Genomic DNA, 23,216 nt, shown 5'->3' on the forward strand with positions numbered 1-23,216 from the left:
GAGCCGATCGCCCAGGGCACGCCGACGTCGTCGGGGCCGGGGGTGAGGGTGTTGTTGCGGCCCTTGCGGTGGGCGGTGCCGATCGGGTGGATCGGCGGGAGGTAGACGACGTCGAAGCCCATCGCGGCGATCGCGGGCAGCCGCCGTGCGGCGGTGCGGAACGTGCCGTGCGGGGTGTCGGGCGTGCCCTCGGAGCGGGGGAAGAACTCGTACCACGAGCCGTACAGGGCCCGTTCCCGCTCCACCAGCAGCGGCATCGCCTCCGACACCGTCACCAGCTCCCGCAACGGATGCGCGGACAGGGCGGCTGCCACCCCGTCCGTGAACGCGGCCGCGAGCCGGGTCCCCACCGGCAGCGTGTCGTCCCGCAGCAGCCGCGCCGCCCCGAGGAGTGCGGTGCGCGAGGGGCCCTTCGGGACGCCCGCGGCGGCGCGCTCGTGCAGGTCGCCGCCCTCCTCCAGGACGAGGCCCGTGTCGATGCCCGCCGGGATCTTGATCCGCGCGTGGTGCCGCCAGGTGGTGATCGGGTCGCTCCAGGCCTCGACGTGGTAGCTCCAGCGGCCGGGCGTGTGCGGGGTGACCTCGGCGCCCCAGCGGTCGGAGCCGGGGGAGAGCTCGCGCATCGGCGTGAACGGGCCGCGCCGGCCATCCGGATCGGTCAGCACGACATTCGCCGAAACGGCGTCATGACCCTCGCGGAAAACGGTGGCGGAGACCTCGAACGTCTCGCCCGCCACGGCCTTCGCCGGGCGTCGGCCGCCCTCCACCGCCGGGTGGACATGGCGTACCGGGATGCGGCCGATGGGCGCGCTCATGGTCTCTCCTCCGCCGTGCTCGACGCCGGCCCGAGTGGCCGGAGCTGGGTTCCGCGGGGGAAGGCGCTGCCTCCCCACGGTGGTGCGCCGGAGGGCGCCTTCGCCCTCCGACGCGACGGTGCGGGTCGGGGTCAGCGGCCCGCGGCGGTGGGCCGGGCGGCCGTGACCGCCGTACGCCGCACGCGCCGCGCCGGACGCGGGCGCCCGCTCTGGTCGCTCAGGAACGCGGCGGGTCCGTGCCGCAGATAGCGTTCGGCGGCGTCCGCGGCCTCCCGCGCACAGCGCTTCCCCATCAGCACGCACAGCGTGTATCCCGAGTCCTCGAAGGAGGCGCGCACCGTGTGGTCGGCCGGGGCGGCGAGCATCATGCGCTCCCAGGCCCGGTACCGCCGCAGCTGCCGGGCGACTTCGGCTTCGGCGGGTAGGAGCATGGCGGGATCACCTTTCCGAGGGGCCGCGAACGGCGCCGTCCCGACGGCCGGGGACACCCCGGACCTTCACTCATGGTGCACGGACGGCGACCCAGCGTCTTGTTGGATCTTCAACGACCCCGGTGCGCGTCTCGTGTTGCACGAATGGACTAGCGCCCGCACTGTGGTGCTTACTCAGAAGCGATCGGTGCTCACGCTTCGTACTCGGGGCCGGCTCGTACGAGCCGGACGGGCGGGAGTCTGGCCGGTGAGGAGCGACGATGAAGACCGCAGTGCCCTGCTACTACCACCTCGACGTGGAAGTCAGCCCGGAACGCGTCGGACAGGTCGGACGCATCCTGGCAGCCCATCTCCGTTACTGGGACCTGGAGACGATCGTGGAACCGGTCCGTGGCGCGGCCGAGCTGCTGCTGACGGCGATCGACGAACACGCGACCGACAAGCACACCTCCGTGGAGTTGTGGTGGAACGGTCAGCACCTGATCACCGCCATCGGGGAGAACGACTGCGACCTGCGACCCGACCAGGACCTGCGCGACTGCCTGGAGCACCTGGCCGCGCACTGCGACGGCTGGGGCTGCTGTGCCACCGACACCGGCTCCAAGGTCATCTGGTTCTCGCAGCGGGCCCGTACCGGTGAGCGCGTCCCGCTGGTGCCCACGGCCCCCGCGCCGAGCCTGCGCGAGGTGCTCCAGGTGCCCCGCGAGGTGGTGCCGACCGCGGTCCTGGCCGGCCGGACCCGCGCCGCGGGCGTGCTGGAGGATGCCCGGTGACCTCGAAGCGAAACCGGAAGTCCGGGGTGCCCGTGTGGAGCGGGCACCCCTACCCGTTGGGCGCCACCCACGACGGCGAGGGCACCAACTTCGCCCTCTTCAGCGAGGTCGCCGAGCGTGTCGAGCTGGTCCTCGTCGACGACGACGGACGTCACCGCGAGGTGCCGCTGACCGAGGTCGACGGTTTCGTGTGGCACGGCTATGTGCCGGGCGTCGGACCGGGCCGGCGCTACGGCTACCGGGTGCACGGGCCCTGGCACCCGGACGTGGGCCAGCGCTGCAACCCGGCGAAGCTGCTGCTCGACCCGTACGCCACGGCCGTGGACGGGCAGATCGACAACCACCCCTCGCTCTACGAGCGCGATCCGTCCGGGCCCGACCCGGCGGACAGCGCCGGGCACACCATGCTCGGCGTGGTCACCGATCCCCGCTTCGACTGGGGCGAGGACCGTCCGCCCCGGCGGCCCTACGCCGACTCGGTGATCTACGAGGCCCACGTCAAGGGCCTCACCCGCACCCACCCCGAGGTGCCGCCCGAACTGCGCGGCACCTACGCCGGGCTCGCGCACCCGGCGGTCGTCGAACACCTCGTCTCGCTCGGGGTGACGGCCGTCGAGCTGATGCCGGTCCACCAGTTCGTGCAGGACGGCGTGCTGCGCGACCGGGGCCTGGCCAACTACTGGGGCTACAACACGATCGGCTACTTCGCCCCGCACAACGCCTACGCCGCCCACGGCACCCGCGGGGAACAGGTCGCCGAGTTCAAGTCGATGGTGAAGGCCCTGCACGCGGCGGGCCTCGAAGTGATCCTCGACGTGGTCTACAACCACACCGCCGAGGGCAACGAGAAGGGCCCCACCCTCTCCTTCCGCGGCATCGACAACGCCTCCTACTACCGCCTGGTGGACGGCGACTGGGGCCACTACTACGACACCACCGGGACGGGCAACAGCCTGCTGATGCGGCACCCGTACGTCCTTCAGCTGATCATGGACTCGCTGCGCTACTGGGTCACCGAGATGCATGTCGACGGCTTCCGCTTCGACCTCGCGGCGACCCTCGCCCGGCAGTTCCACGAGGTGGACCGGCTCTCGGCGTTCTTCGACCTGATCCAGCAGGACCCTGTCATCAGCAGGGTGAAGCTGATCGCCGAGCCGTGGGACGTCGGCGAGGGCGGCTACCAGGTGGGCAACTTCCCGCCCCTGTGGTCGGAGTGGAACGGCCGCTACCGCGACACCGTGCGCGACTTCTGGCGGACCGGCGAGAACACCCTCGGCGAGTTCGCCTCCCGGCTGACCGGCTCCTCCGACCTCTACCAGCACAGCCGGCGCAGGCCGCGCGCCAGCGTCAACTTCGTGACCGCGCACGACGGTTTCACGCTGCGCGACCTCGTGTCGTACAACGACAAGCACAACGAGGCCAACGGCGAGGCCAACCGGGACGGCGAGAGCGTCAACCGGTCCTGGAACTGCGGGGCCGAGGGCGAGAGCGAGAACCCGTCCGTGCTGGAGCTGCGCGGGCGGATGCAGCGCAACTTCCTGGCCACGCTGCTGCTGTCCCAGGGCATCCCGATGCTCCTGCATGGCGACGAGCTCGGCCGCACCCAGCGCGGCAACAACAACGCCTACTGCCAGGACGGCGAACTGTCCTGGATCGACTGGCGGTTGACCGCGGAGCAGCGCGAGCTGCTCGACTACACCCGGCGGGTCATCGCCCTGCGCTCCGCCCACCCGGTGCTGCGGCGGCGCCGGTTCTTCCGCGGCGAGACCCTCACGCACGCGGGGCAGCCGCTGCCCGACCTGGTGTGGCTGGCGCCGGACAGCCGGGGGATGACCCAGCGGGACTGGCGGCGCTCCGACGCCCACTCCGTCGCCGTCTTCCTCAACGGTGACGCGATCGCGGAGCCCGACCCGCAGGGCCGGCCTGTGCTCGACGACTCGTTCCTGCTGCTGCTCAACAGCTACTGGGAGCCGGTCGATTTCACGCTGCCGGGCGCCGCCTACGGGGCGCGCTGGTCGGCGCTGATCGACACCGCCGACCCCCAGGGCGTACCCGACGAGACGGAGCACAAGGCGGCCACCGTGCTGACCGTCGGCTCCCGCAGCCTGGTGCTGCTGTCGCGGCCGTCACGCCGGGGCGGGTGAGCCGTACGGGTGCGGTGAGGTGACGGAGGAGGCGGGGGCGCCGGCGCCCCGCCTCTCCTGTGCGAGGCGGCTCCCGCTTCTCCTGTGCTGGGCGGCCTTCTTGTGCGCGGCCCGGCGGAACCCCGTCGGGTCCGTCAGCGCGTCAGCGCGTCAGGTGGGACGTCACCGTGAACTGGGCGCCGTCCGGGTCGCGCAGCACGGCGTTCTCGGTGTTCTTGCCGAGGACGCTGCCGCCGTGCAGCTCCGCGGCCCGTGCGCAGGCCTCCACGTCCTCGACGGCGAAGTGGACCTGCCAGTGCGGCCGGATCGTGGGGTCCGGAGCGGCCTCCAGCGCGCCCGACTCGATCCGGGCCACCACATCGCCCCGGCTGCGCAGCACCACCTCGTCGCCCTCGTAGTGCACCTCGCAGCCGCCGGGCCGGGTCGAGGCCCACTCCAGGACCTCGCCGTAGAAGATCGCCGAGTCGAAGGCGTCACGGGTGTGCAGCCGGATGAAGGCGGGGGCCGCGCGGCGCCAGGTCTCCCAGTCGGTGAACAGCTCGCCCTCCCAGATCCCGAAGGTGGCGCCGTCGCGGTCGGCGAGCAGCGCCGCCCGGCCGGGCGGGAAGGAGATCGGGCCGACGGCCGCGGTGCCACCGCGCTCCTGGGCACGGGCCGCGGCCTCGTTGGCGCTCGCGACCGCGAAGTACGGCGTCCAGGCCACCGCCATCTGCCACATCGCGGCCACGGCCGCGATGCCCGCGACGGGTGCCGCGTCCGCCAGCGCGATCCGGAACTTGTCGCCCAGCTTGGCCGACCGCCACCGCCAGCCCAGCACGGCCGTGTAGAAGGCCTCGGTGGCCGGCAGGTCGCGGCTGGTCAGACTCACCCAACAGGGTGCGCCGAACACGTGCTGGGTGGTGACGACCTCCGGGGCGGAGGGGGTCGGATGGTGGTTCATGGCACTCGTCCTGGGTGTCGTGGGCCGACGGCCCGCGGTCTCCTCCCAGTGTCCAACCGGATCCGTGCCGGGCGCCTGCCGAGGAACCGTTGGCACGGGATGCTCTCCGGGCGGAGGATGTACGCGTGGTACAGGAACCGGCTGAACCCGCTGGCGAGACGGACCGGATCGTTGAGTTGCAGGAGGAGGTCCAGCAGCTCAAGGAGGCCGTGACCTCACACGCCGTGGTGGACCAGGCCATCGGGATGATGGTCGCGATGGGACGGGTCGCCCCCGACCAGGGCTGGACGGTGCTCCGGGAGGTCTCGCAGCACACCAACGTCAAGCTCCGCCAGGTCGCCGAGCTCATCCTGCTGTGGGGGCGCACGGGCGACATCCCCGGCGAGATCCGGGCCGAGCTCGAGGCGGCGCTCGACCGCCACGGCCCGACCCAGATCCCCGGTAGTCCGTCCGGGTGAGAGGGCGGCGATCCTCATCGGCCGCCTCTCAGCCGGCCTCGGCGAGCAGCTCCTCGCGCAGGTGTGCGAAGCAGCCGCTGAGCAGCCGTGACACATGCATCTGCGAGATGCCGAGCTGCTCGGCGATGGAGCTCTGTGTCATGCCCTGGAAGAAGCGCAGGTAGAGGATGGTGCGCTCGCGTTCCGGGAGGGCCTGCAGGCAGGGCCGTACGGCCACCCGGTCCACGACCAGCTCGAAGCCCGGGTCCGGCCCGCCGATGGCGTCGCCGAGTGCGTAGCCGTCCGTTCCGGGCAGCTCGGCGTCCAGCGACAGGGCCGAGAAGCAGTCCAGGGCCTCCAGCCCGGTGCGGACCTCGCTCTCGGTCAGGTCGGTGTGCCGGGCGATCTCGGCGACGGTCGGTGCCCGGCCCGTGGTGGTCTGGGAGAGTTCCTTCGCGGCCCGGCGGACCCGGTTGCGCAGTTCCTGGACGCGGCGGGGTACGTGCAGGGTCCACATGTGGTCGCGGAAGTGCCGTTTGAGCTCGCCGGTGACGGTCGGGACGGCGTACGCCTCGAAGGCGTGGCCGCGTGCGGGGTCGTAGTGGTCGACGGCCTTGACGAGTCCGAGGGCCGCCACCTGGTAGAGGTCCTCCAGGCTCTCGCCGCGGCCGCGGAAGCGGATGGCGATGCGTTCGGCCATGGGGAGCCAGGCCCTGACCAGGTCGTCGCGCAGGTTCTCGCGCTCCGCCCCGTCGGGCAGTCGCCTGAGCCGGTCGAAGTCGGCGGCGGTGTCGGGGGCGTCGTCGTGGGGGTGTTGGTTCGTTCTGCTGGTGACACTCACGGAGGCGCACCTCCCAAAGCGTGGTGGGTGCCGTAGGGGGCACCGTGGGAGGTGTGCGCGGGGGGCTCACGGAGACGCCGGGGGCCGACGCGCGGTGTCCCACGGTCGTGCCTCCGGTCCGAAGCACGTGATACAGATGCCCGTGACGAAAAGGACGAAACCTGTTTCGTGAAAAGTTGTACGGTCGGCGACCGGACGACCGCACAGCGGTACGGCGCGGCGGGTACGTGACACCACGCGGTGTCACGACCTGGCGGGCGCGGGACGATCAGGGCGGAACGTGATGTGCGGCACGCGGCCGCGGGGTCCGGCGGGCCCGTCCGGCGAGTTCTTCCTGCGCAGCGCTTGATCGCCGATCAAGGCCCGGAAATCCCTGGCCACAGCGCATTCTGCTCATTTGACAGTGCGATCGGCGCACGGATAGGAAGCACCCTTGGAAGTCGAGAGGTGCATTGTGTGCGAGCCGAACGTGGTCGGGGACTGGCAGGATTACGACGAGCATGCCGGTCTGCGCGTCCGCGTCCACCGTCTTGAGCGGAGTGAACCGCCGCGCGGACGCGACGACGCGGCCGAGGGGCTGACCTACTTCAGCCTCCGTGTCACCGTCGAGAACCGTGGCACGGGGCAGTTCGGCATCCACCTGGAAGACGGTCAGATCGACGTGCGCATCGGCCCCGACGGCGAGAGCGTCTTCATCGACTGGCGCAACTCGCAGTTCATCGAGGGCTTCGACGTCTACCCGCTGCGCCGCGCGACGGCCGTGCTGTTCGCCGCCGGGCCCGAGGACTCGCTCGACCGCGTGGACGTCCAGATCCAGTTGCGCGTGGACGAGGAGTGGGCCGAACGCCGCATGTGGGTGGGCGGCCTCGGCCTGGACGAGGACGTCCTGGGCGCCCACCCCGGCCAGGGCTGCGGCGTCGCCCACCAGGTGAGCAACTTCCTGCGCGACCAGGCGGAGGAGGGCACCGCCTGAGGCGGGCCCCAGCTCCTGGCGCGGGTCAGTGCGGGATGCCGTCGATGATCTCGCGGGCACCCTGTCGCAGCAGCGCCACGGCGACGGAGGTGCCGAGGGTGGCCGGGTCGAGCGGGCCCGCCCATTCGTGGGCGTTCAGCCGGGTCTTGCCGTCCGGCGTGAACACGCACGCACGCAGGGAGAGTTCACCCCTGCGGTCGACCTCGGCGAAGCCGGCGATCGGGCTGTTGCAGTGCCCCTGCAGCACGTGCAGGAACATCCGTTCGGCGGTGGCCTCGCGATGAGTGGCCGGATCGCCGAGAGCGCTCACCGTGTCGATCAGCTCCGTGTCGCCCTGACGGCACTGGAGCGCGAGGATCCCCGCGCCGATCGGGGGCATCATCGCCTCCGGCGACAGCACCTCGCTGATCACGTCCTGACGGCCGATCCGCTCCAGCCCCGACACCGCGAGCAGCAGGGCGTCGGCCTCGCCCGCGGCGAGCTTCTCCAGCCGCCGGTTGGCGTTGCCGCGGAACGGCACGCACTCCAACTGCGGGTGCGTGGCGGCCAGTTGGGCGACCCGGCGGACCGAGGAGGTGCCGATGCGGGTGCCGTCGGGCAGTTCGTCCAGGGTGAGGCCGCCCGGATGGACGAGCGCGTCACGGATGTCGTCGCGCCTCAGGAACGCGGCGAACACGGTCCCCGCGGGCAGCGGCCGGTCGGCGGGCACGTCCTTGACGCAGTGCACCGCGAGGTCGGCCTCCCCGGCCAGCAGCGCGGCGTCGACCTCCTTGGTGAAGGCGCCCTTGCCGTCGACCTTCGACAGGTCGCCGAGCCACTTGTCGCCGGTCGTCTTCACCGGCACCACCTCGGTGCGCACACCGGGGTACAGGGCCGTGAGCTCGGCGCGTACGCGTTCCACCTGCGCCAGCGCCATGGGCGAGTCACGGGAGACGATCCGGATCAGTTCGGGAACGGACATGCGCACACGATAGTGCCCCCGCGGGGCCGCATCCGACGTATCCCCCCGTTCGGCGGCAGCCGTCCGGGGCGGCCCGCCAGAATGGAGGCGTCCCGTGCCATGAGGCCGGTGGCCGGTGGCCGGTGGGCGGGGCGGTGGGCGGTGGGCGGTGGGCGGCGGCCGGGTCCGCGACCGACACCCGACGCGGACCGAGCCCCCGGGACCTGGCGCGGCCGGGACCTGGCCGCCGTGCGGCTCAGGCGTACGGGTCGAAGGTGATCCCCGACGGCTTCGCCGACGCCAGGTGCGAGGCGAAACTGGCGTCCTTCAGGCCGAAGTTGGCGCTGCCGAAGTTGTACGAGACCAGCTTCTCGCGGATGCCCGCCGGGTAGCCGTTCCAGCCGACCAGCGCCGGGTACTGCCAGATGTGCTCGTGGTTCTCCGGCGGCTCGTCGCCCGAGTTGGCCGCGCGGAAGCAGTGGGTGCTGATGCCGTCCTTGTGGTAGACGATCTTCGGGTGCGTGCCTTCGAAGCGGATCTGCGAGGCGTTGTGCACCGTGAACGAGCCGTGGTTGGACGTCGAGACGTACTTGACCTGGTTGTTCTGCACCCAGACCGCGACATGCTCCCAGTCGTGCCGGTGCCCGCCGATGCTGCTGCCGGACAGGGCCTGGTCCTTCTCGAAGTACAGGCCGTAGAGGATCGCGCACCAGCCGTTGTTGCACTTGTAGCGCGAGTAGCCGTTGGTGTTGTCCAGGTCCCAGGAGTCACGGCACTGGCCGTTGAGGGCGCCCGTCGGGTTCAGGCCGCCGTTGACCGTGCCGTCGGGACCGATGGCCGGCGTGGAGTAGCAGCCGTCGGTGTCGTAGTCGTAGGCGGGCTGGAAGGTCCGCTCCAGACCGTCCGCGTCGGCGGGCAGCGCCTGCGGAGGCGCGGCCAGGGCGGTGCCGGGGAAGGCGATGACGAGGGCGGCGGCTCCGGCCGGACCGGTGAGCCATCTCCTGCGGATGCGAGTGGACTTCTGCGACACTGCGTCCTCCTTCTGATGCGGGCGCAGCCGAACGGCTGTGGGGGGAAAGGCAGTTCAGCTTGCCGCCGATTTCCGCACGCGCCAAGAGGTCGCGGGCGTCACAGTGGTGAAGGACAGATCGACAAGCCGTGTCAGACGACGTCGTCGGGCAGGTCCGCCGTGGACTCCTCAGGGGTGAGGTCGGGTCGCAGCCTGAGCCAGGACGGCTGGCGCAGCAGGCCGGAGCGGGTCCGTGTGCTGTAGCGGACCTCGCCGACCAGGCGGGGCCGCACCCAGTGGGCGTCCCGGACCCGCGGCACCGGGTCGAACGGGCAGACGTCCGTGGCGTCCGCCCGCAGCAGCCCGGCCAGCTCGGTGCGCTCGGCCTCGCTCCAGCCGGTGCCCACGCCGCCGACGTACCGCAGCCGGCCCGCCCGGCGCTGCCCGACCAGCAGCGCGCCGGGCAGGCCGGTGAGCCGGCCCCTGCCGGGCAGCCAGCCGCCGACGATCACGTCCACGCCCCGCATGTTGCGGATCTTGATCCAGGACCGGGAGCGCACGCCCGGCTCGTAGAGCGAGTCCAGCCGCTTGCAGACCAGGCCCTCCAGCCCGTGGGCGCGGGTCGCGCGCAGGGCCTCCTCGCCGTGGCCGACCAGGGCGGCGGGCGTCGACCAGTACGGCCCCCGGAGCGCCAGTCCCTCCAGCAGACCGCGGCGGCGCCGGTAGGGCAGGCGCAGGAGCGAGTCGCCTTCCAGATGCATCACGTCGAACAGGGCCAGGTGCACGGGCACCTCGGCCGCCTTGCGGGCCGCCTTCGCCGGGGCGTGCGCGAGACCCATCCGCGACTGGAGGGCCTGGAAGTCGGCGCGGCCGCCCTCGTCCAGCGCGAGCACCTCACCGTCCAGGACCGCGGGTGTGCCGCCGAGCGCGGGGCCGAGCCCGCGCAGCTCGGGGTAGGCGGCGGTGATCTCCTCGCCGGACCGGGCGCGCAGCAGCACGCTGCCGTCCCCGGGGAGGTAGACCACCGCACGCTGGCCGTCCTGCTTGGTCTCGTAGGCCCAGCGCGTGTCCTGCGCGGCGGACGGCAGGGTGCCGGGCGTGGCGAGCATCGGGGCGATCAGCGGCAGGGTCACGGCTTATGGTGTCGACGGGTCCGGGCCCCGGCATACGCGCCGGGCGGCGGTTTCCCCTGAACGGCGTCTCGGCGGGGCGGCACCGGGCCGATCCGGGACCGGTCCGGTGCCATGGGGGGCCAATTTCGCCGCCATCCCTGCGGCCGGCTTGATGCGTGGGGCCGCCCCTCCATCCGCACCTACCGTCCAGTACGATCGCGCGACAGACCACCGGAGGAGGAAGCATGGCTGGACATCCCCAAGTCGGCGATGTCGTCGAGGACTTCGCACTGCCGGACGAAACGGGCGCGACGCGCAAGCTGTCGGAGCTGCTGGCCGAGGGGCCGGTGGTGCTGTTCTTCTACCCCGCGGCCATGACCCCCGGCTGCACCGCCGAGGCGTGCCACTTCAGGGACCTGGCCGCGGAGTTCGCGGCGGTCGGCGCGCGACCCGTCGGGATCAGCGGGGACAGTGTGGACAAGCAGGCCGAGTTCGCCGGGCGCCACACCCTGGGCATGCCGCTGCTGTCCGACACCGACGGGTCGATCCGGGAGCGGTTCGGTGTGAAGCGGGGGTTCAGCCTCGCGCCCACCAAGCGGGTCACCTTCGTCATAGGGCGCAACCGGACGGTGCTGGAGGTCGTGCGCAGTGAGCTGCGCATGAACATCCACGCCGACCGTGCCCTCGCCGCCCTGCGCGGACAGGCCGGCTGAGGGCGGCCGCGGCCCCACCCGGCCGGGCCGCCGCCTCGGCGCGACCCGCACCGACCGGCACGGCGGGGTCGTTCTCGGCAGGACTCGTGGCGATCCGCCCGGCGGGTCCGTTACGGCTGGACCGTGACGCCTCGCCGGGCGGCGTCGTCTTGGCCGGACTCCTGGGGAGGCGGGGTCGTCTCGGCTGGACCCGTGGCGGTCCGCCGGGGCGAGGGTGTCCGGCCATCGAGGCTTCGGATGGGTCTCGTCTCTCCCTCTTCCCGGAGGAACCGTCATGAGACCGTCTTGGCCGGACCCCTCACGACTCCCCGGGCGGGGTCGTCTGGGCCGGACCCCTGACGGCTCGCCGGTCGGGGCCGTCTCGACCGGACGTGTGAGGGTCCGCCGGGCGAGTTCGTTTCGGCTGGACCTTTGACGGTCCACCGGGCGGGGTCGTCTTGGCCGGACCCCTCACGACTCCCGGGCGGGGTCGTCTGGGCCGGACCCCTGACGGCTCGCCGGTCGGGGCCGTCTCGACCGGACGTGTGAGGGTCCGCCGGGCGAGTGCGTTTCGGCTGGACCTTTGTCGGTCCGCTGGGAGGGGTCGGCTTGGCTGGACCTCTGACCGTCCACCGTGCGGGGTCGGCTCGGCTGGACCTCTGATGGTCCACCGGGCGGGGTCGCCCTGGCCGGACCCCTGACGGTCCACCGGGCGGCGTCCTCTCGGCCGGACCCCGGACGACTCGCCGGGCAGGGTCGTCTCGGCCGGAGCTGTGACGACTCGGCCGGGCGGGGTCGTCTCGGCCACCCCGTATCGACCGGCACCCGCACCGCCTCGCCCGTGTCCGGCGAGCCGCCGTCCCGACGAAGGGAACGATGTGTGATGCCCGCAACCTCCAGGAGAGCGCTGTTCGCCGGATCCGCGGCGGGGGGTGCCGCGGCGCTGCTGCCGGCCGTGCCCGCCGAGGCGGGGTCCAGGCAGCGCCCCGCCGCCTGCGCGAGCTACCGCGCCGAGTACCACTTCACGGTGCCCGACCAGTGGAAGAACGACCCGCAGCGCCCGGTCTGGATCGACGGCGAGTACGCCTACTACTACCTGTACAACCCGGACTATTTCGCCGGTGGCACCAACGCGGGCACCGCCTGGCGGCTGGTGACCAGCAAGGACCTGGTGGCGTTCACCGACCGGGGGATCGCGGTGCCCAAGGACACCACGCCGAACGGGGACGTGTGGTCCGGCTCGGCGGTGGTGGACACCGACAACACCGCCGGGTTCGGGGCGGGGGCCGTCGTCGTCCTGGTCACCATGGAGCCGGTGGAGAGCGCGAACACCCAGGCGCAGTACCTGTACTACTCCACCGACGGCGGCCGCACCTTCACCAACTCCGGCACGGCCCCGGTGCTGCCGAACCCGGGGGTGCGCGACTTCCGCGACCCCAAGGTGATCCGCGACGAGGAGCGTGGCCGCTGGGTGATGGCGCTCGCCGAGAACCACCGGATCGGCTTCTACCACTCGGCGGACCTGAGGAACTGGGCCTACGCCGGCGACTTCGTCGAGGAGGGCCTCGGCGTGCTGGAGTGCCCCGACCTGTTCCGGATCACCGCCGACGACGGCACGGTGAAGTGGGTACTGGGCGCCAGTGCCAACGGCAAGGGCAGCGGTCTGCCCAACACGTACGCGTACTGGACCGGCGCCTTCGACGGCTCGGCCTTCACCGCCGACTCTCCCGACCCGCAGTGGCTGGACCACGGCTGGGACTGGTACGGGGCGGTGACCTTCGAGAAGCGGGACGCGGGCGGCGCGCCCGACCCGCGCGGGCGGTACGCGATCGGCTGGCTGAACAACTGGGACTACGCCAACTTCACCCCCACCATCGACACCGACGGCTTCAACGGCACTGACTCGATCGTGCGCGAAGTGACCCTGGAACGGGCCGCGTCGGGCACCTACCACCTGGCCTCGCAGCCGGTCGTGGCTCTGGACGCGCATGTCTCGCGCACGCTGCGCCTGGGCGACATCGAGGTCGACGGCAGCCGTGTCCTGGACTACCGGGGCCGGGCCTACGAGATCAGCTGCGAGATCACCTGGGACCAGCTCACCGGCGCGGGTCTGCAGTTGCGCCGCTCCCCGGACGGCAGCCGTCACATCGACGCCGGGGTCTACCGCGACTTCGCCTTCCTCAACCGCCGCGGCACGGTCAACCCGGACGCGTCGGGCCGCTGGCAGGAGAGTCACAGCCCCTTCGACCCGTCGGCCCGCCGCGTGCGGCTGCGCGTCCTGGTCGACCGCACGTCGGTGGAGATGTTCGTTGACGACGGCCGGCACACCCACTCCTCGGTGGCCTTCCCGTATCTGATCGACACGGGCCTGTCACTCTTCACGATCGAGGGCAGGGCGCTGTTCCGGAACGTGGTGATCAGGGAGTTCACCCTCTGACCCGAGGCCGGGGCCCGATGCCGGGGCCCTGTGGCCCGGCGCGCTGATCGCTGACACCATCGGGCTGGTCGGCAGTGGCGATCAGCGGAGGGCGGATGGTGGAGCGGGAGACGGCCGGGGCCGAGGTGCGGCCGATGGCCGGGTACATCGGGGCCGAGATCAGCGGTGTGGACCTGATGGAGGAGCTGAGCGAGGAGACCGTCGGGGTGATCCGGGCGGCCGTGCTGCGCTGGAAGGTGGTGTTCTTCCGGGGGCAGCGCCTGGATCACGCCGGGCATGTGGCGTTCGCGCGCCGGTTCGGGCAACCCGTGGTGCTGCCCCGGCGCGGGAGCGCGTCGCCGGCGGACGTGCCGGAGATCGAGACGACCGCGGACCGGCTGGAGTTGGGCGGGCGGTTCGGGATGGAGCACGAGGAGTGGCTGCGACGGCGCAGGCACACCCTGCTGCGCGGCTGGCACTGCGATCACGGTGCCCGCGTCGACCCGCCCGCCGCGACGATCCTGCGGGCCGAGACCGTTCCGCCGTACGGCGGTGACACCACCTGGGCCAACCTCGCGGCCGCGTACGCCGGACTGTCCGCGCCCGTACGGGAGTTCGTCGACGGACTGCGGGCCGAGCACCGGCTCGGCGTCGGGTACCAGCCGCGGCCCGGCGACGACGCCTACGTCCGGCATCTGCTGGACCATCAGGTCGCCTCCCTGCACCCACTGGTCGGGGTCCATCCCGAGAGCGGTGAGCGGGTGCTGTTCGTCAACGGCTACTACGTAGAGCAGATCGACGGCCTCTCCCGCGCGGAGAGCGCCGCGGTCCTGGAGATGCTGCTGGAGCAGGCGGTCCGCCCCGAGTACACCGTCCGCTTCCGCTGGGAGCCGGGCAGCGTGGCCTTCTGGGACAACCGCGCCACCATCCACCTCGCGCCCGGCGACAACACCCATCTCGGGTTCCCGCGCACCATGCACCGCGTGATGCTCACGGGCGAGGTGCCGGTCGGGGTGAACGGCAAGCCGTCCGAGCCGATCACGGGGACCGAGGTGGGCCGCTGGTGACCGGCCCGGTGCCGCGCGCCACGGCTCGCGGCTCGCGGCTCGCGGTTGCGGCGAGCGGGACGGCGGCTCAGCGGGCCCGACGGCGGCTCTCAGCGCCCCCGACGGCGTGCCGAGCCGCCGTCCCGGGACCGGGCGGTCGGCTCGAACAGGGAGGCCGGGGCCGGGTTCTCGCGCTGCGGGGTGTGCTTGGCCGCGGTGCGGTTCCAGTCGCCGTCGCCGAGGACCAGCAGCGGGTCGAGCAGCACGATGACGCTCGCCAGCGCCAGGAAGACGGCCGGACCCAGCAGCGTGGGGAACAGCTGGGCGGACGCCGGGTCGCCCGCCCAGGTGCCGCCCGGTACACCGTGCACCTCGACGGTGACCGCGGCCATCACCGAGTAGTACGTCCCCGTGATCGCCACGCCCATGACGACGCTCGCCCCGAGGGCCGCCCGGAAGCCGCGGACGGTGACCGCGACCCACAGCGCGGCGCCCGCCCCGACGACGGCGAGGACGACGGACAGCGCGAAGGCGGGCGGGTCGTGGCCGACGTCGCCGTCCAGGTGCAGCGCGGCCAGACCCAGGCAGTGAGTCCCGGGGCCCTACTCGAACCGTGAGGTGTCGCCCGCCCCGTGCCGTACGATCTCGGCCTCGCCGCTGGAGAAGTCGATCACCGTGGTCGGCTCGGTGCCGCAGTCACCGGAGTCGACCACGCCGTCCACCACATGATCGAGCCGGTCCTTGATCTCCCAGCCCTGGGTGAGAGGTTCGTCCTCGTCGGGCAGCAGCAGGGTGCTGGACAGCAGCGGCTCGCCCAGCTCGGCGAGCAGGGCCTGGGTGACGACATGGTCGGGGATGCGCACGCCGACGGTCTTCTTCTTCGGGTGCTGGAGCATCCGCGGCACCTCCCTCGTCGCCGGAAGGATGAACGTGTAACTGCCCGGCGTCGAGGCCTTGACCGCCCGGAAGACGTCGTTGTCCACGCGCACGAACTGGCCGAGCTGGGCGAAGTCCTGGCACACGAGGGTGAAATGGTGCCGGTCGTCCAGCTTGCGGATGGCCCGGATCCGGTCGATGCCGTCACGGCTGCCGATGCGGCAGCCCAGCGCGTAGCACGAGTCCGTCGGGTACGCGATGAGCGCGCCCGCCCGGACACTGTCGGCGACCTGGGCGATGGTGCGCGGCTGGGGGTTGTCGGGGTGCACGTCGTAGTACTTCGCCATCGTCCGAGCTTATGCCTCGCGCGAAGGCCCCCCGCGCAGCCCCGCCGGGTCCGGCCGGCGCGGGGGCCCAGGCCCCTGAGGTAACGTCCCAGCCGACGGGGGCCGCACGACAGGCGAGGAGGAAGCGGCATGGCCGGCCGCGAGGGGCTGGAGAACGGGCAGTCCGTCTGGGCGGACGAACTGCTGGAGCATCTGCGTCCGACGGGCCGAGATCTCGGCCGGGTCGTCGACTGGCTGGCGAGGACGGTGGACGGCACCGTCTGCCTGCGCGGGTACGACGGCGCCCTGCTCGCCGGGCGGCCGGTCACCACGGACGAGACGCTGGCCGCCGAGGTCGCCGCCGGGCGCATCGCCTCCGCCGCGCTGGAGGAGGCCGGGCGCCATCAGCGGCTGGTCCGCGTGGTCCGGACCGGGCCGGAACCGGACGCCGTCCTGGCCGTGTGCCGCTCCGCGCCCTTCGACCGCAGGACCGCCGACGTCGTCACCCACACCGCCTCGGTCGTCGAACTGCTGCTGGGCGCGGGCGAGAGGGCCCGGGCGGCCCGCCGGTTCGACCGGGCCGCCGCCGATCTGCGGCTCGCCATCCTGCAGTTGCTCATGGTCGAGGACATCGTCGCCGCCCGCCGGGTCGCCGCCGGTCTGTGGCCCGGCCTGCTGGACACCGACACGGCCTGTGTCTATGTCGCCGAGACCACGCCCGAGGACCGCGACCGGCTGGTCGGGGAGTGTCTGGACGTCACCGGCGAGCGGGCGCTGGTCGTGCGCTGCCCGGCCGTCGACGCCCATGTCATCGTCGTCGTGCCCGGCGAGGCGGACGGGGCCCGGCTGCGCGACCTGGCGGGCCGCCGTCACGACACCTTCCTCGGCGGCAGCGCCCGGCACGGCCTCGCCCGGACCGCCCTCGCCTACGGGCAGGCGGTCAGCGCGCTCGCGGTCGCCCGCTTCCGCCCGGACCGGGCCGCGGTGTACGCCGAACGCACCCGCCCCGAGCGGCTCATGGACCCCGGCGCGCTGCACACCTGGACGGCCCGGCTGCTCAGCCCGCTCGACGGCCTCGCCCACCACACCCGCGCCGATCTGCTCGCCACCACCCGTCTGGGCCTGGAGTTCACGGCCGTCAGCGCGGCGAAGCTGCTCGGGGTGAGCCGCAACACCGTGCGCGCCCGCATGGAACGCGTCGAGGGGCTGCTGGGCACCGACTTCTCCGACGTCGCCGTACGCGCCGCCGTCCACCTCGGCCTCACCGTCCAGGCCGGACTGGCCGAGGCACCGCGCGCGGACGCCGCCATGCCCCAGGACCCGTTCGCCGGACTGCTGACCGGGCCCGCGCTGCGCACCTGGGCGCAGGACCTGCTCGGGCGGCTGGAGGGCGACGGCCGTGACCTGCGGCGCACGGTGCGTGCCTGGCTCGCCGCGGGCGGCAACGCCGAACGGGCCGCACAGCACCTCGGTGTGCACGCCCAGACCGTCCGCGACCATGTGCGTGCCGCCGAGCCCGTGATGGAACGGCAGCTGCTCGCGGCGGGCGGCGATCTCTACGAGGTCGTCCTCGCCCACCTCGCGGTCGGCGACCTCGCGCCGCCCGTGCTGCCGGCCGCGTAGCCGCGAACCGGGGTCATTCGGACTCACCTGTGCACAGGTGAGTCCTCCCGCCGTCCGATCGGGCATCGGCACGGTTCACAACCGGCCGGTCGTCCACGTAGGTTCGCAGAGCCGCGGGGGCACGACCGGCACGGGGGACCGGTCGGCCCCTCGCGGCGACTCCCTCCCGCCATCGTGTCCGGCGGACGCTCCCGGTCCGGCCTCGGCCGTCCGCCGCACCGGCAGCCGTGCAGCCGGACCGTCACCTCAGCCGTGCAGCCGTACCGGCACCTCCTGCCAGCCGTAGGCGACGAAGGACGGCACCTGGCGCAGCTCCTCGTCGGCCAGCCGCAGCGCCGGGAAGCGGTCGAACAGCGCCGGCAGCGCGGCGAGCGCCTCCAGGCGGGCCAGCGGCGCGCCCACGCAGCGGTGGACCCCGACGCCGAAGGCCAGGTGGTCGTCCGTGCCGCGCCGGGCGTCGAAGGTCTCGGCGTCCGGGCCGTAGTGCTCCGGGTCGAGTCCCGCGGCGGCGTACGTCGTGATGATCGCGTCCCCGGCCGGGACGGTGACCCCGTCGACCGTGATGTCCTCGACGGCGAACCGCAGCGGCAGCGAGGCGATCGACGGATGGACGCGCAGGGCCTCCTCGACGACCGCATCCCAGCCGATCTCGCCGCGGCGCACGGCCGCGAGCTGCTCGGGGTGGCGCAGCAGGGCCACCACCGCGTTGCCGATCAGGTTGACGGTCGTCTCGAAGCCCGCGCCGATGACGAGCAGCAGTGTGTGCAGCAGTTCCTCGTCGCTCAGCCGGTCGCCGTCCTCGTCGCGCACCCGGATCAGCTCGGTGGTGATGTCGTCGCCCGGGTTCTCGCGGCGGTGGGCGATCAGCGCGCCCAGCACCGTGCCGATCTGCTCCTGCACATGGGCGGCCTGCTCCGGGCTCTGGTCGGAGGTGTCCATGATGGCGGCGATGAGCCGGCCCGCGCCGTCCTGCAACTGCTTGGGGACACCGACCAGTTCGCAGATGATCCGCATGGGCAGCGCATGCGCGAGCCCCGCCTTCACATCCACCACCTCGCCGTCGGCCCCGTCCTCGGCCAGGTCGTCGAGCAGCTCCGCGGTGACCTCCGCGACGCGCGGTCGCAGGGTCTCGGTGCGCCGGTGGGTGAAGCTCGGCGCGACGAGCCTGCGCAGCCGCGCGTGGTCGGTGCCGTAGGTGGAGAGCATGTTGACCACGGCCACCCAGCTCATCACCCAGCTCCAGGACGGCTGTCGCGCCGCCTCCGACCACAGCTTCCAGTGCCGCCGGGCGTCCTTGCTCACCCGTGGGTCGAGGATCAGCTCCCGCAGGGTGGCGTGACGGGTGGGGGCCCAGGCGGGGATGCCGCCCGGCAGTTCGACGGGCACGATCGGGCCGAGGGCGCGCAGTCGGGCGCTCTCGCCGGGGATGTCGGCGCCCAGCGGATCGAGTGCGATGCGGTCGGACACGGTCAAGCGGTCTCCAGACGTGGGGGACGGAGAAGGCGCGTACCACGCTAGTCACAGCCATCGGATACTGACCAGTACGCATAACAGGCCATCGGCGCAAGGGAGTTGACCGGAACCCGGTGGCCGCCCCCGAGTCGGCCGAACTGGGGTGCGGTCGGGCGAGGTTAGGGTGATCCGGCCGAACCCGCAAAAGGGAGAACAAGGAACACCATGGACGACATCGACCGGGCCATCCTGCGCGAACTGCAGACCGACGGGCGCATCGCCTACGCCGAACTCGGCCCCAGGGTCGGCCTGTCGGCGTCGGCGGCCCGCCAGCGGCTGCAGCGCCTGACGGACTCCCGGGCCGTCCAGGTCGTCGGCGTCACCGACCCGATGGCGATGGGCGGACAGGCCATGGCGCTGCTCGGCATCGGCGTCCACGGCGACCCGCGGACCGTCGCCGACACCCTGGCCGAACGCCCCGAGGTGGTCTACTCGGTGCTCACCTCCGGCGGCTTCGACCTGTTCGCCGAGGTCGTCGCCCCCGGCCCGCGCGAGCTGCTCGACTTCGTCAACGACGTCGTACGGCCCCTCGAAGGGGTCGAAGAGGTGCGTTCCTTCCCGTACTTCGGCATACACACCCATCGTTTTCTGTGGGACGTGGGCTGACCCCGAGCGGCGCGTCCGTGGATAAGATCGCGTACATGACAGCTCCGGAACCGACCATCCTCGCGACCTCCGGCGGCCACCGCCGAGGCCGGCGCACCATGGTTCTGTTCGACTCCCTGGTCCACCACGCCGTGGAGCTCTCCGGCGTGCACGGGCGCCGTCCGCGCATCCTGTACGTCGGCACCGCGGTCGGCGACTCCGAGGTCATGGCCGCCCGCATGGCCGAGGCGGCCCGGGAAGCCGGATTCGACCTCATGCCGTTGCAGCTGTTCCCCATGCCGAACCTCCAGGACATGGAGGGCGAGGTCCTCGCCGCCGACGTCGTGTGGGTGATGGGCGGCTCGGTCGCCAACCTGCTGGCCGTGTGGCGGGTGCACGGACTGGACCGCGTCATGCGCCGCGCCTGGGAGTCCGGGGTCGTGCTCAGCGGGGTGAGCGCGGGCTCCATCTGCTGGTTCCAGGGCGGCACGACGGACTCCTACGGACCCGAACTGCGCCCCGTCTCCGACGCGCTCGGCCTCCTGCCGTACGGCAACGGCGTGCACTACGACTCCGACGAGGGCCGGCGCCCGCTGATGCACCGGCTCGTCGCGGACGGCACCTTTCCGGTCGCCCACTGCACGGACGACGGCGTCGGCCTCGTCTACCGCGGCACCCGGCTGGTCGAGGCCGTGACCGAGATCCCCGGCAAGGGCGCCTACGTGGTGCGCGCCGAGGGCGGCGAAGCCGTGGAGGAGCGCATCGAGCCGCGCCTGCTCCCCAGTGCCCCGGACTGACCCCGGGCGAGGGCGCCCGCGCCCTACGGCAGAGGCTGTTCCGCCCAGATGACCTTGCCGTCGGCGACATAGCGCGTGCCCCACCGCTCGGAGAGCTGTGCGACCAGGAACAGTCCGCGCCCGCCCTCGTCGGTCATCGCCGCGTACCGCAGATGGGGGGCGGTGTTGCTGCTGTCGAACACCTCGCAGATCAGCGTGCGGTCGTGCAGCATCCGCACCCGGAGCGGCGCCGCGCCGTAGCGGATCGCGTTGGTCACCAGCTCGCTGAGGATCAGCTCCGTGGCGAACGCCAGCTCCTCCAGGCCCCACCCGGCCAGCTGCCGGGTGACCGCGGCCCGCATTCGGGCGACCGCCGCCGGTTCGGCCGGGACGTCCCACTCGGCGATCCGGTCCGTCGGCAGCCCCCGCGTCCGCGCCACGATCAGGGCGATGTCGTCACCCCGCCGGGTCGGCAGCCGGGCGTCCAGCACCGTCCGGCAGGTCTCCTCCGGCGACGGACCCGCGTGCTCCAGCGCCTCGCGCAGCAGCTCCAGGCCGACGTCGATGTCCCGCCCCCGGTCCTCGACCAGCCCGTCGGTGTAGAGCACCAGCCGGCTGCCCTCGGCGAGCTCCACCTCCGCCGTCTCGAACGGCAGCCCCCCGAGCCCCAGCGGGGGACCGACCGTCACGTCCAGGAACTCGACCCCGCCGTCCGGCCGGACCACCGCGGGCGGCGGATGGCCCGCGCGGGCGATGGCACACCGCCGGGTCACCGGGTCGTAGATCGCGTACAGGCAGGTCGCGCCCGTCACCAGCGCGCCGCCGCCCTCGGCGGCCTCGTCCTGGAGCCGGGCGACCAGTTCGTCCAGCAGCCCGAGCAGTTCGTCCGGCGCGAGATCCAGGGCCGAGAAGTTGTGCACGGCGGTGCGCAGCCGGCCCATGGTCGCGGCCGCGTGCAGCCCATGACCCACCACGTCGCCCACCACCAGCGCCACCCGTGCCCCCGACAGCGGCAGGACGTCGAACCAGTCGCCGCCGACACCCGCCTGCGCGGGCAGATACCGGTAGGCGATCTCCAGCGCGGACTGCTCCGGCAGGGTGCGCGGCAGCAGACTGCGCTGGAGCGTGACCGCCATCGTGTGCTCGCGGGTGAACCGGCGCGCGTTGTCGATGGACACCGCCGCCCGAGTCACCAGCTCCTCCGCCAGCGCCTGGTCCTCGTCGTCGAACGGCTCGGGCTTCTGCGAGCGCCACAGGGTGACCAGGCCCAGGATCAGCGAGCCCGCGCGCAGCGGGACCGTGATCAGCGAGTGGATGCCGTACTCCACCACCTGTCCGGTCCGCTCCAGGTCCTGCCGTTGCCAGCCGTGCGCCGCGCTCAGGTCCCGTTCCAGGACGGACTCGCCCGAGTTCAGCGCGCGGGCCTGCGGGGAGGTGGGCACGAACCGGATCCGCTCGCCGACCGGGTACAGCGGGGCGTTCCCGCGGATGCCGCTGGAGGCCGTGCGGCGCAGCTCCGTACCGGCCTGCGGCGCCTCACCGTCGAGCACCGCGCCGAACAGGTCCACCGTGACGAAGTCGGCCAGCCGGGGCACGCTCAGCTCGGCCAGCTCCTCGGCCGTGCGGGTCACGTCCAGGCTTCCGCCGATGCGCACTCCCGCGTCGTACAGCAGGTCCAGCCGCTCACGCGCCAGCTCCGCCCGCCCGGACAGGGCACGCAGTTCGGTGGAGTCGCGCAGGGTGGCCACGCTGCCCGCCGGGCTGCCCCCGAGATCGGTGGGCCGCTGGTTCACCGCCAGCAGCCGCTCGCCGACCAGGTGCACCTCGTCCGTCGCCATCCGGGCCGAGGCCAGCAGCTCGGCGGTGTCCGGGTCGAGACCGAGGTCGCGCACCTGGCGCCCCTCCGCGTCGGCGGACAGGTCGAGCAGCCGGTGCGCCTCGTCGTTGGCGAGGAGCAGCTCGCCCTCGGCGCCGACGATGATCACGCCCTCGCGCACCGAGTGCAGGACCGCGTCGTGATGTTCGTACATCCGGGTCATCTCGTCCGGACCCAGCCCGTGCGTCTGGCGCAGCAGCCGTCTGCTCACCAGCGCGGTGCCGGCCAGCGCCAGGGCCAGCGCGACCCCGGCGGCGCCCAGCAGCAGCGGCAGCTGCTCGTTCGCCGTGCCGCCCACGTGCTCGGTGGTGATGCCCGCGGACACCAGGCCCACCACCGCGCCGTCGCCCGCCCTGACCGGGACGACCGCCTGCACCAGCCGGCCGATCGTGCCGTCGATCTCCTCGACCACGACCTCGCCGGCCAGCGCGGGCTCGATGTTCCCGACGAACTTCTTGCCGATGCGGTCGGGATTGGGATGGGTGTAGCGAACGCCCTCGGCGTCCGTGACCACGATGAAGTCGACCCCCGAGGCCTCGCGCGCGGCCTCGGCGCGCGGCTGGAGAATCGCCGTGGGATCGCGGGTGGCCAGCGCCGCCGCGGTGCCCGGCGCGTTGGCGAACGTCTCGGCCACCGCGACCGAGCGGTTGCGGGCCTCCGTCGTGGTGTCCACCCGGCTCTGGAGCACCAGGGCCATCACCGCGGCCACCACGAGCAGCAGCACGATGACGAACTGGAAGACGAACACCTGTCCGGCCAGGCTGCGCACGCCGAGCGCGGCCCGCAGCGCCGCGAGGCGCCCCGGACGCACGTGTCCGGCCCCGCCGCGGGTCCGGCGCGGCGACGGGCGGCCCGCCGCGTGCCGGACGCCCCGCTCACGCATCGGACGGGCCGAGGCGTGCGCGCGCCCGCCCGCGAGACGACGGGCCGGCCGCGTCCCGGACCGCCCCACAAGCCGGACCATGAGCCATGTCTACACTCCCGCGGCCCGTGAGGCGAGGGGCGTAACGACGGATGCCGGCGGCCGGTGGTGTCCGCGCCGACGGCCCGACGCGCGCGGTCCCTGTGCGCCG

Annotated in this window: 21 protein-coding genes and 1 pseudogene; 10 read left to right on the top strand and 12 right to left on the bottom strand. The window is 72.9% G+C overall.

Annotated features, from left to right (window positions below):
• Together ABZZ79_RS28040 and ABZZ79_RS28045 are read right to left on the bottom strand one after the other, a co-directional pair.
• Positions 1–815, bottom strand: an 815-nt coding sequence (locus ABZZ79_RS28040; protein ID WP_356693268.1) for a maltotransferase domain-containing protein, incomplete at its 3' end; no start/stop codon positions are given.
• 131 nt (positions 816–946) lie between these two features.
• Positions 947–1,246 carry a DUF5133 domain-containing protein gene (locus ABZZ79_RS28045; RefSeq protein ID WP_356693270.1) on the bottom strand — a complete coding sequence of 100 codons (300 nt, stop codon included), beginning with the start codon at positions 1,244–1,246 and terminating at the stop codon, positions 947–949.
• Between the two features lie 260 nt (positions 1,247–1,506).
• Here ABZZ79_RS28045 and ABZZ79_RS28050 point away from each other — a divergent pair, with 260 nt between their 5' ends.
• Positions 1,507–2,019 (top strand): pep a2, encoded by a 513-nt coding sequence (locus ABZZ79_RS28050; protein ID WP_356693272.1) that lies wholly within the window; start codon positions 1,507–1,509, stop codon positions 2,017–2,019.
• Positions 2,016–4,163: a glycogen debranching protein GlgX gene (gene glgX, locus ABZZ79_RS28055; protein WP_356693274.1), complete on the top strand. Its 2,148-nt coding sequence runs from the start codon at positions 2,016–2,018 to the stop codon at positions 4,161–4,163. The genes ABZZ79_RS28050 and glgX overlap by 4 nt, the downstream gene beginning before the upstream one ends.
• Before the next feature lie 142 nt (positions 4,164–4,305).
• Here the strand turns inward: glgX and ABZZ79_RS28060 are convergent, their stop codons facing one another.
• Positions 4,306–5,103 carry a VOC family protein gene (locus ABZZ79_RS28060; RefSeq protein WP_356693276.1) on the bottom strand — a complete coding sequence of 266 codons (798 nt, stop codon included), beginning with the start codon at positions 5,101–5,103 and terminating at the stop codon, positions 4,306–4,308.
• A gap of 125 nt (positions 5,104–5,228) precedes the next feature.
• Between ABZZ79_RS28060 and ABZZ79_RS28065 the strand changes: the two genes are divergently transcribed.
• Positions 5,229–5,561, top strand: a complete 333-nt coding sequence (locus tag ABZZ79_RS28065) for an ANTAR domain-containing protein (RefSeq protein ID WP_356693278.1) — start codon at positions 5,229–5,231, stop codon at positions 5,559–5,561.
• Positions 5,562–5,589: 28 nt separating this feature from the next.
• Here the strand turns inward: ABZZ79_RS28065 and ABZZ79_RS28070 are convergent, their stop codons facing one another.
• Positions 5,590–6,381: an RNA polymerase sigma factor SigF gene (locus ABZZ79_RS28070; protein WP_356693280.1), complete on the bottom strand. Its 792-nt coding sequence runs from the start codon at positions 6,379–6,381 to the stop codon at positions 5,590–5,592.
• A 454-nt stretch (positions 6,382–6,835) separates the two neighbouring features.
• On the opposite strand from ABZZ79_RS28070, the gene ABZZ79_RS28075 reads away from it, so the two are divergent.
• Positions 6,836–7,354 (top strand): hypothetical protein, encoded by a 519-nt coding sequence (locus ABZZ79_RS28075; protein ID WP_356693282.1) that lies wholly within the window; start codon positions 6,836–6,838, stop codon positions 7,352–7,354.
• Positions 7,355–7,379: 25 nt separating this feature from the next.
• Here ABZZ79_RS28075 and hemC read toward each other — a convergent pair whose 3' ends face one another.
• The 3 genes from hemC to ABZZ79_RS28090 all read right to left on the bottom strand — a co-directional run bounded on the left by hemC (position 7,380) and on the right by ABZZ79_RS28090 (position 10,436).
• Positions 7,380–8,321 carry a hydroxymethylbilane synthase gene (hemC, locus tag ABZZ79_RS28080; protein ID WP_356693284.1) on the bottom strand — a complete coding sequence of 314 codons (942 nt, stop codon included), beginning with the start codon at positions 8,319–8,321 and terminating at the stop codon, positions 7,380–7,382.
• 229 nt (positions 8,322–8,550) lie between these two features.
• Positions 8,551–9,324, bottom strand: coding sequence for an NPP1 family protein (locus ABZZ79_RS28085; protein ID WP_356693286.1), 774 nt, complete (start codon positions 9,322–9,324; stop codon positions 8,551–8,553).
• A gap of 131 nt (positions 9,325–9,455) precedes the next feature.
• A complete protein-coding gene (locus tag ABZZ79_RS28090) occupies positions 9,456–10,436 on the bottom strand; it encodes an ATP-dependent DNA ligase (RefSeq protein WP_356693288.1) in 981 nt (326 codons plus the stop codon).
• 224 nt (positions 10,437–10,660) lie between these two features.
• On the opposite strand from ABZZ79_RS28090, the gene ABZZ79_RS28095 reads away from it, so the two are divergent.
• From ABZZ79_RS28095 to ABZZ79_RS28105, 3 genes are all read left to right on the top strand, one after another.
• The gene (locus ABZZ79_RS28095) at positions 10,661–11,128 is read left to right on the top strand and encodes a peroxiredoxin (RefSeq protein WP_356693290.1); all 468 of its coding nucleotides are present in this window, start codon (positions 10,661–10,663) and stop codon (positions 11,126–11,128) included.
• Between the two features lie 862 nt (positions 11,129–11,990).
• Positions 11,991–13,544, top strand: a complete 1,554-nt coding sequence (locus tag ABZZ79_RS28100; protein WP_356693292.1) for a glycoside hydrolase family 32 protein — start codon at positions 11,991–11,993, stop codon at positions 13,542–13,544.
• Positions 13,545–13,639: 95 nt separating this feature from the next.
• Positions 13,640–14,590: a TauD/TfdA family dioxygenase gene (locus ABZZ79_RS28105; RefSeq protein WP_356693294.1), complete on the top strand. Its 951-nt coding sequence runs from the start codon at positions 13,640–13,642 to the stop codon at positions 14,588–14,590.
• 89 nt (positions 14,591–14,679) lie between these two features.
• On the opposite strand, the gene ABZZ79_RS28110 is transcribed toward ABZZ79_RS28105, so the two are convergent.
• The 3 genes and pseudogenes from ABZZ79_RS28110 to ABZZ79_RS28120 form a co-directional block, all read right to left on the bottom strand.
• On the bottom strand, positions 14,680–14,997 hold the full coding sequence (locus tag ABZZ79_RS28110) for a hypothetical protein (RefSeq protein ID WP_356693296.1): 318 nt from the start codon (positions 14,995–14,997) through the stop codon (positions 14,680–14,682).
• A 24-nt stretch (positions 14,998–15,021) separates the two neighbouring features.
• Positions 15,022–15,153, bottom strand: a pseudogene (locus ABZZ79_RS28115) (MHYT domain-containing protein); the annotation flags it as partial.
• Between the two features lie 18 nt (positions 15,154–15,171).
• The gene (locus ABZZ79_RS28120; RefSeq protein WP_356693298.1) at positions 15,172–15,792 is read right to left on the bottom strand and encodes an L-threonylcarbamoyladenylate synthase; all 621 of its coding nucleotides are present in this window, start codon (positions 15,790–15,792) and stop codon (positions 15,172–15,174) included.
• A 129-nt stretch (positions 15,793–15,921) separates the two neighbouring features.
• Here ABZZ79_RS28120 and ABZZ79_RS28125 point away from each other — a divergent pair, with 129 nt between their 5' ends.
• Positions 15,922–17,394, top strand: a complete 1,473-nt coding sequence (locus tag ABZZ79_RS28125) for a helix-turn-helix domain-containing protein (protein WP_356693300.1) — start codon at positions 15,922–15,924, stop codon at positions 17,392–17,394.
• Between the two features lie 246 nt (positions 17,395–17,640).
• On the opposite strand, the gene ABZZ79_RS28130 is transcribed toward ABZZ79_RS28125, so the two are convergent.
• On the bottom strand, positions 17,641–18,867 hold the full coding sequence (locus ABZZ79_RS28130; protein ID WP_356693302.1) for a cytochrome P450: 1,227 nt from the start codon (positions 18,865–18,867) through the stop codon (positions 17,641–17,643).
• Between the two features lie 204 nt (positions 18,868–19,071).
• On the opposite strand from ABZZ79_RS28130, the gene ABZZ79_RS28135 reads away from it, so the two are divergent.
• Together ABZZ79_RS28135 and ABZZ79_RS28140 are read left to right on the top strand one after the other, a co-directional pair.
• Positions 19,072–19,512 carry an Lrp/AsnC family transcriptional regulator gene (locus tag ABZZ79_RS28135; RefSeq protein WP_356693304.1) on the top strand — a complete coding sequence of 147 codons (441 nt, stop codon included), beginning with the start codon at positions 19,072–19,074 and terminating at the stop codon, positions 19,510–19,512.
• Between the two features lie 35 nt (positions 19,513–19,547).
• Positions 19,548–20,288: a peptidase E gene (locus ABZZ79_RS28140; protein WP_356693306.1), complete on the top strand. Its 741-nt coding sequence runs from the start codon at positions 19,548–19,550 to the stop codon at positions 20,286–20,288.
• Positions 20,289–20,311: 23 nt separating this feature from the next.
• Here the strand turns inward: ABZZ79_RS28140 and ABZZ79_RS28145 are convergent, their stop codons facing one another.
• A complete protein-coding gene (locus ABZZ79_RS28145) occupies positions 20,312–23,107 on the bottom strand; it encodes a SpoIIE family protein phosphatase (protein WP_356693308.1) in 2,796 nt (931 codons plus the stop codon).
• Between the last annotated feature and the right edge of the window lie 109 nt (positions 23,108–23,216).

It is taken from the genome of Streptomyces sp. NPDC006458 (assembly GCF_040612135.1).
GTDB lineage: Bacteria > Actinomycetota > Actinomycetes > Streptomycetales > Streptomycetaceae > Streptomyces.

Bases quoted from the DNA above. Each gene is read 5' to 3' on its own strand.
- ABZZ79_RS28045 (WP_356693270.1), bottom strand. From the start codon at position 1,246: ATGCTCCTACCCGCCGAAGCCGAAGTCGCCCGGCAGCTGCGGCGGTAC.
- ABZZ79_RS28050 (WP_356693272.1), top strand. From the start codon at position 1,507: ATGAAGACCGCAGTGCCCTGCTACTACCACCTCGACGTGGAAGTCAGC.
- ABZZ79_RS28060 (WP_356693276.1), bottom strand. From the start codon at position 5,103: ATGAACCACCATCCGACCCCCTCCGCCCCGGAGGTCGTCACCACCCAG.
- ABZZ79_RS28095 (WP_356693290.1), top strand. From the start codon at position 10,661: ATGGCTGGACATCCCCAAGTCGGCGATGTCGTCGAGGACTTCGCACTG.
- ABZZ79_RS28100 (WP_356693292.1), top strand. From the start codon at position 11,991: ATGCCCGCAACCTCCAGGAGAGCGCTGTTCGCCGGATCCGCGGCGGGG.
- ABZZ79_RS28105 (WP_356693294.1), top strand. From the start codon at position 13,640: ATGGTGGAGCGGGAGACGGCCGGGGCCGAGGTGCGGCCGATGGCCGGG.
- ABZZ79_RS28110 (WP_356693296.1), bottom strand. From the start codon at position 14,997: ATGGGCGTGGCGATCACGGGGACGTACTACTCGGTGATGGCCGCGGTC.
- ABZZ79_RS28120 (WP_356693298.1), bottom strand. From the start codon at position 15,792: ATGGCGAAGTACTACGACGTGCACCCCGACAACCCCCAGCCGCGCACC.
- ABZZ79_RS28125 (WP_356693300.1), top strand. From the start codon at position 15,922: ATGGCCGGCCGCGAGGGGCTGGAGAACGGGCAGTCCGTCTGGGCGGAC.
- ABZZ79_RS28135 (WP_356693304.1), top strand. From the start codon at position 19,072: ATGGACGACATCGACCGGGCCATCCTGCGCGAACTGCAGACCGACGGG.
- ABZZ79_RS28140 (WP_356693306.1), top strand. From the start codon at position 19,548: ATGACAGCTCCGGAACCGACCATCCTCGCGACCTCCGGCGGCCACCGC.
- ABZZ79_RS28145 (WP_356693308.1), bottom strand. From the start codon at position 23,107: ATGGTCCGGCTTGTGGGGCGGTCCGGGACGCGGCCGGCCCGTCGTCTC.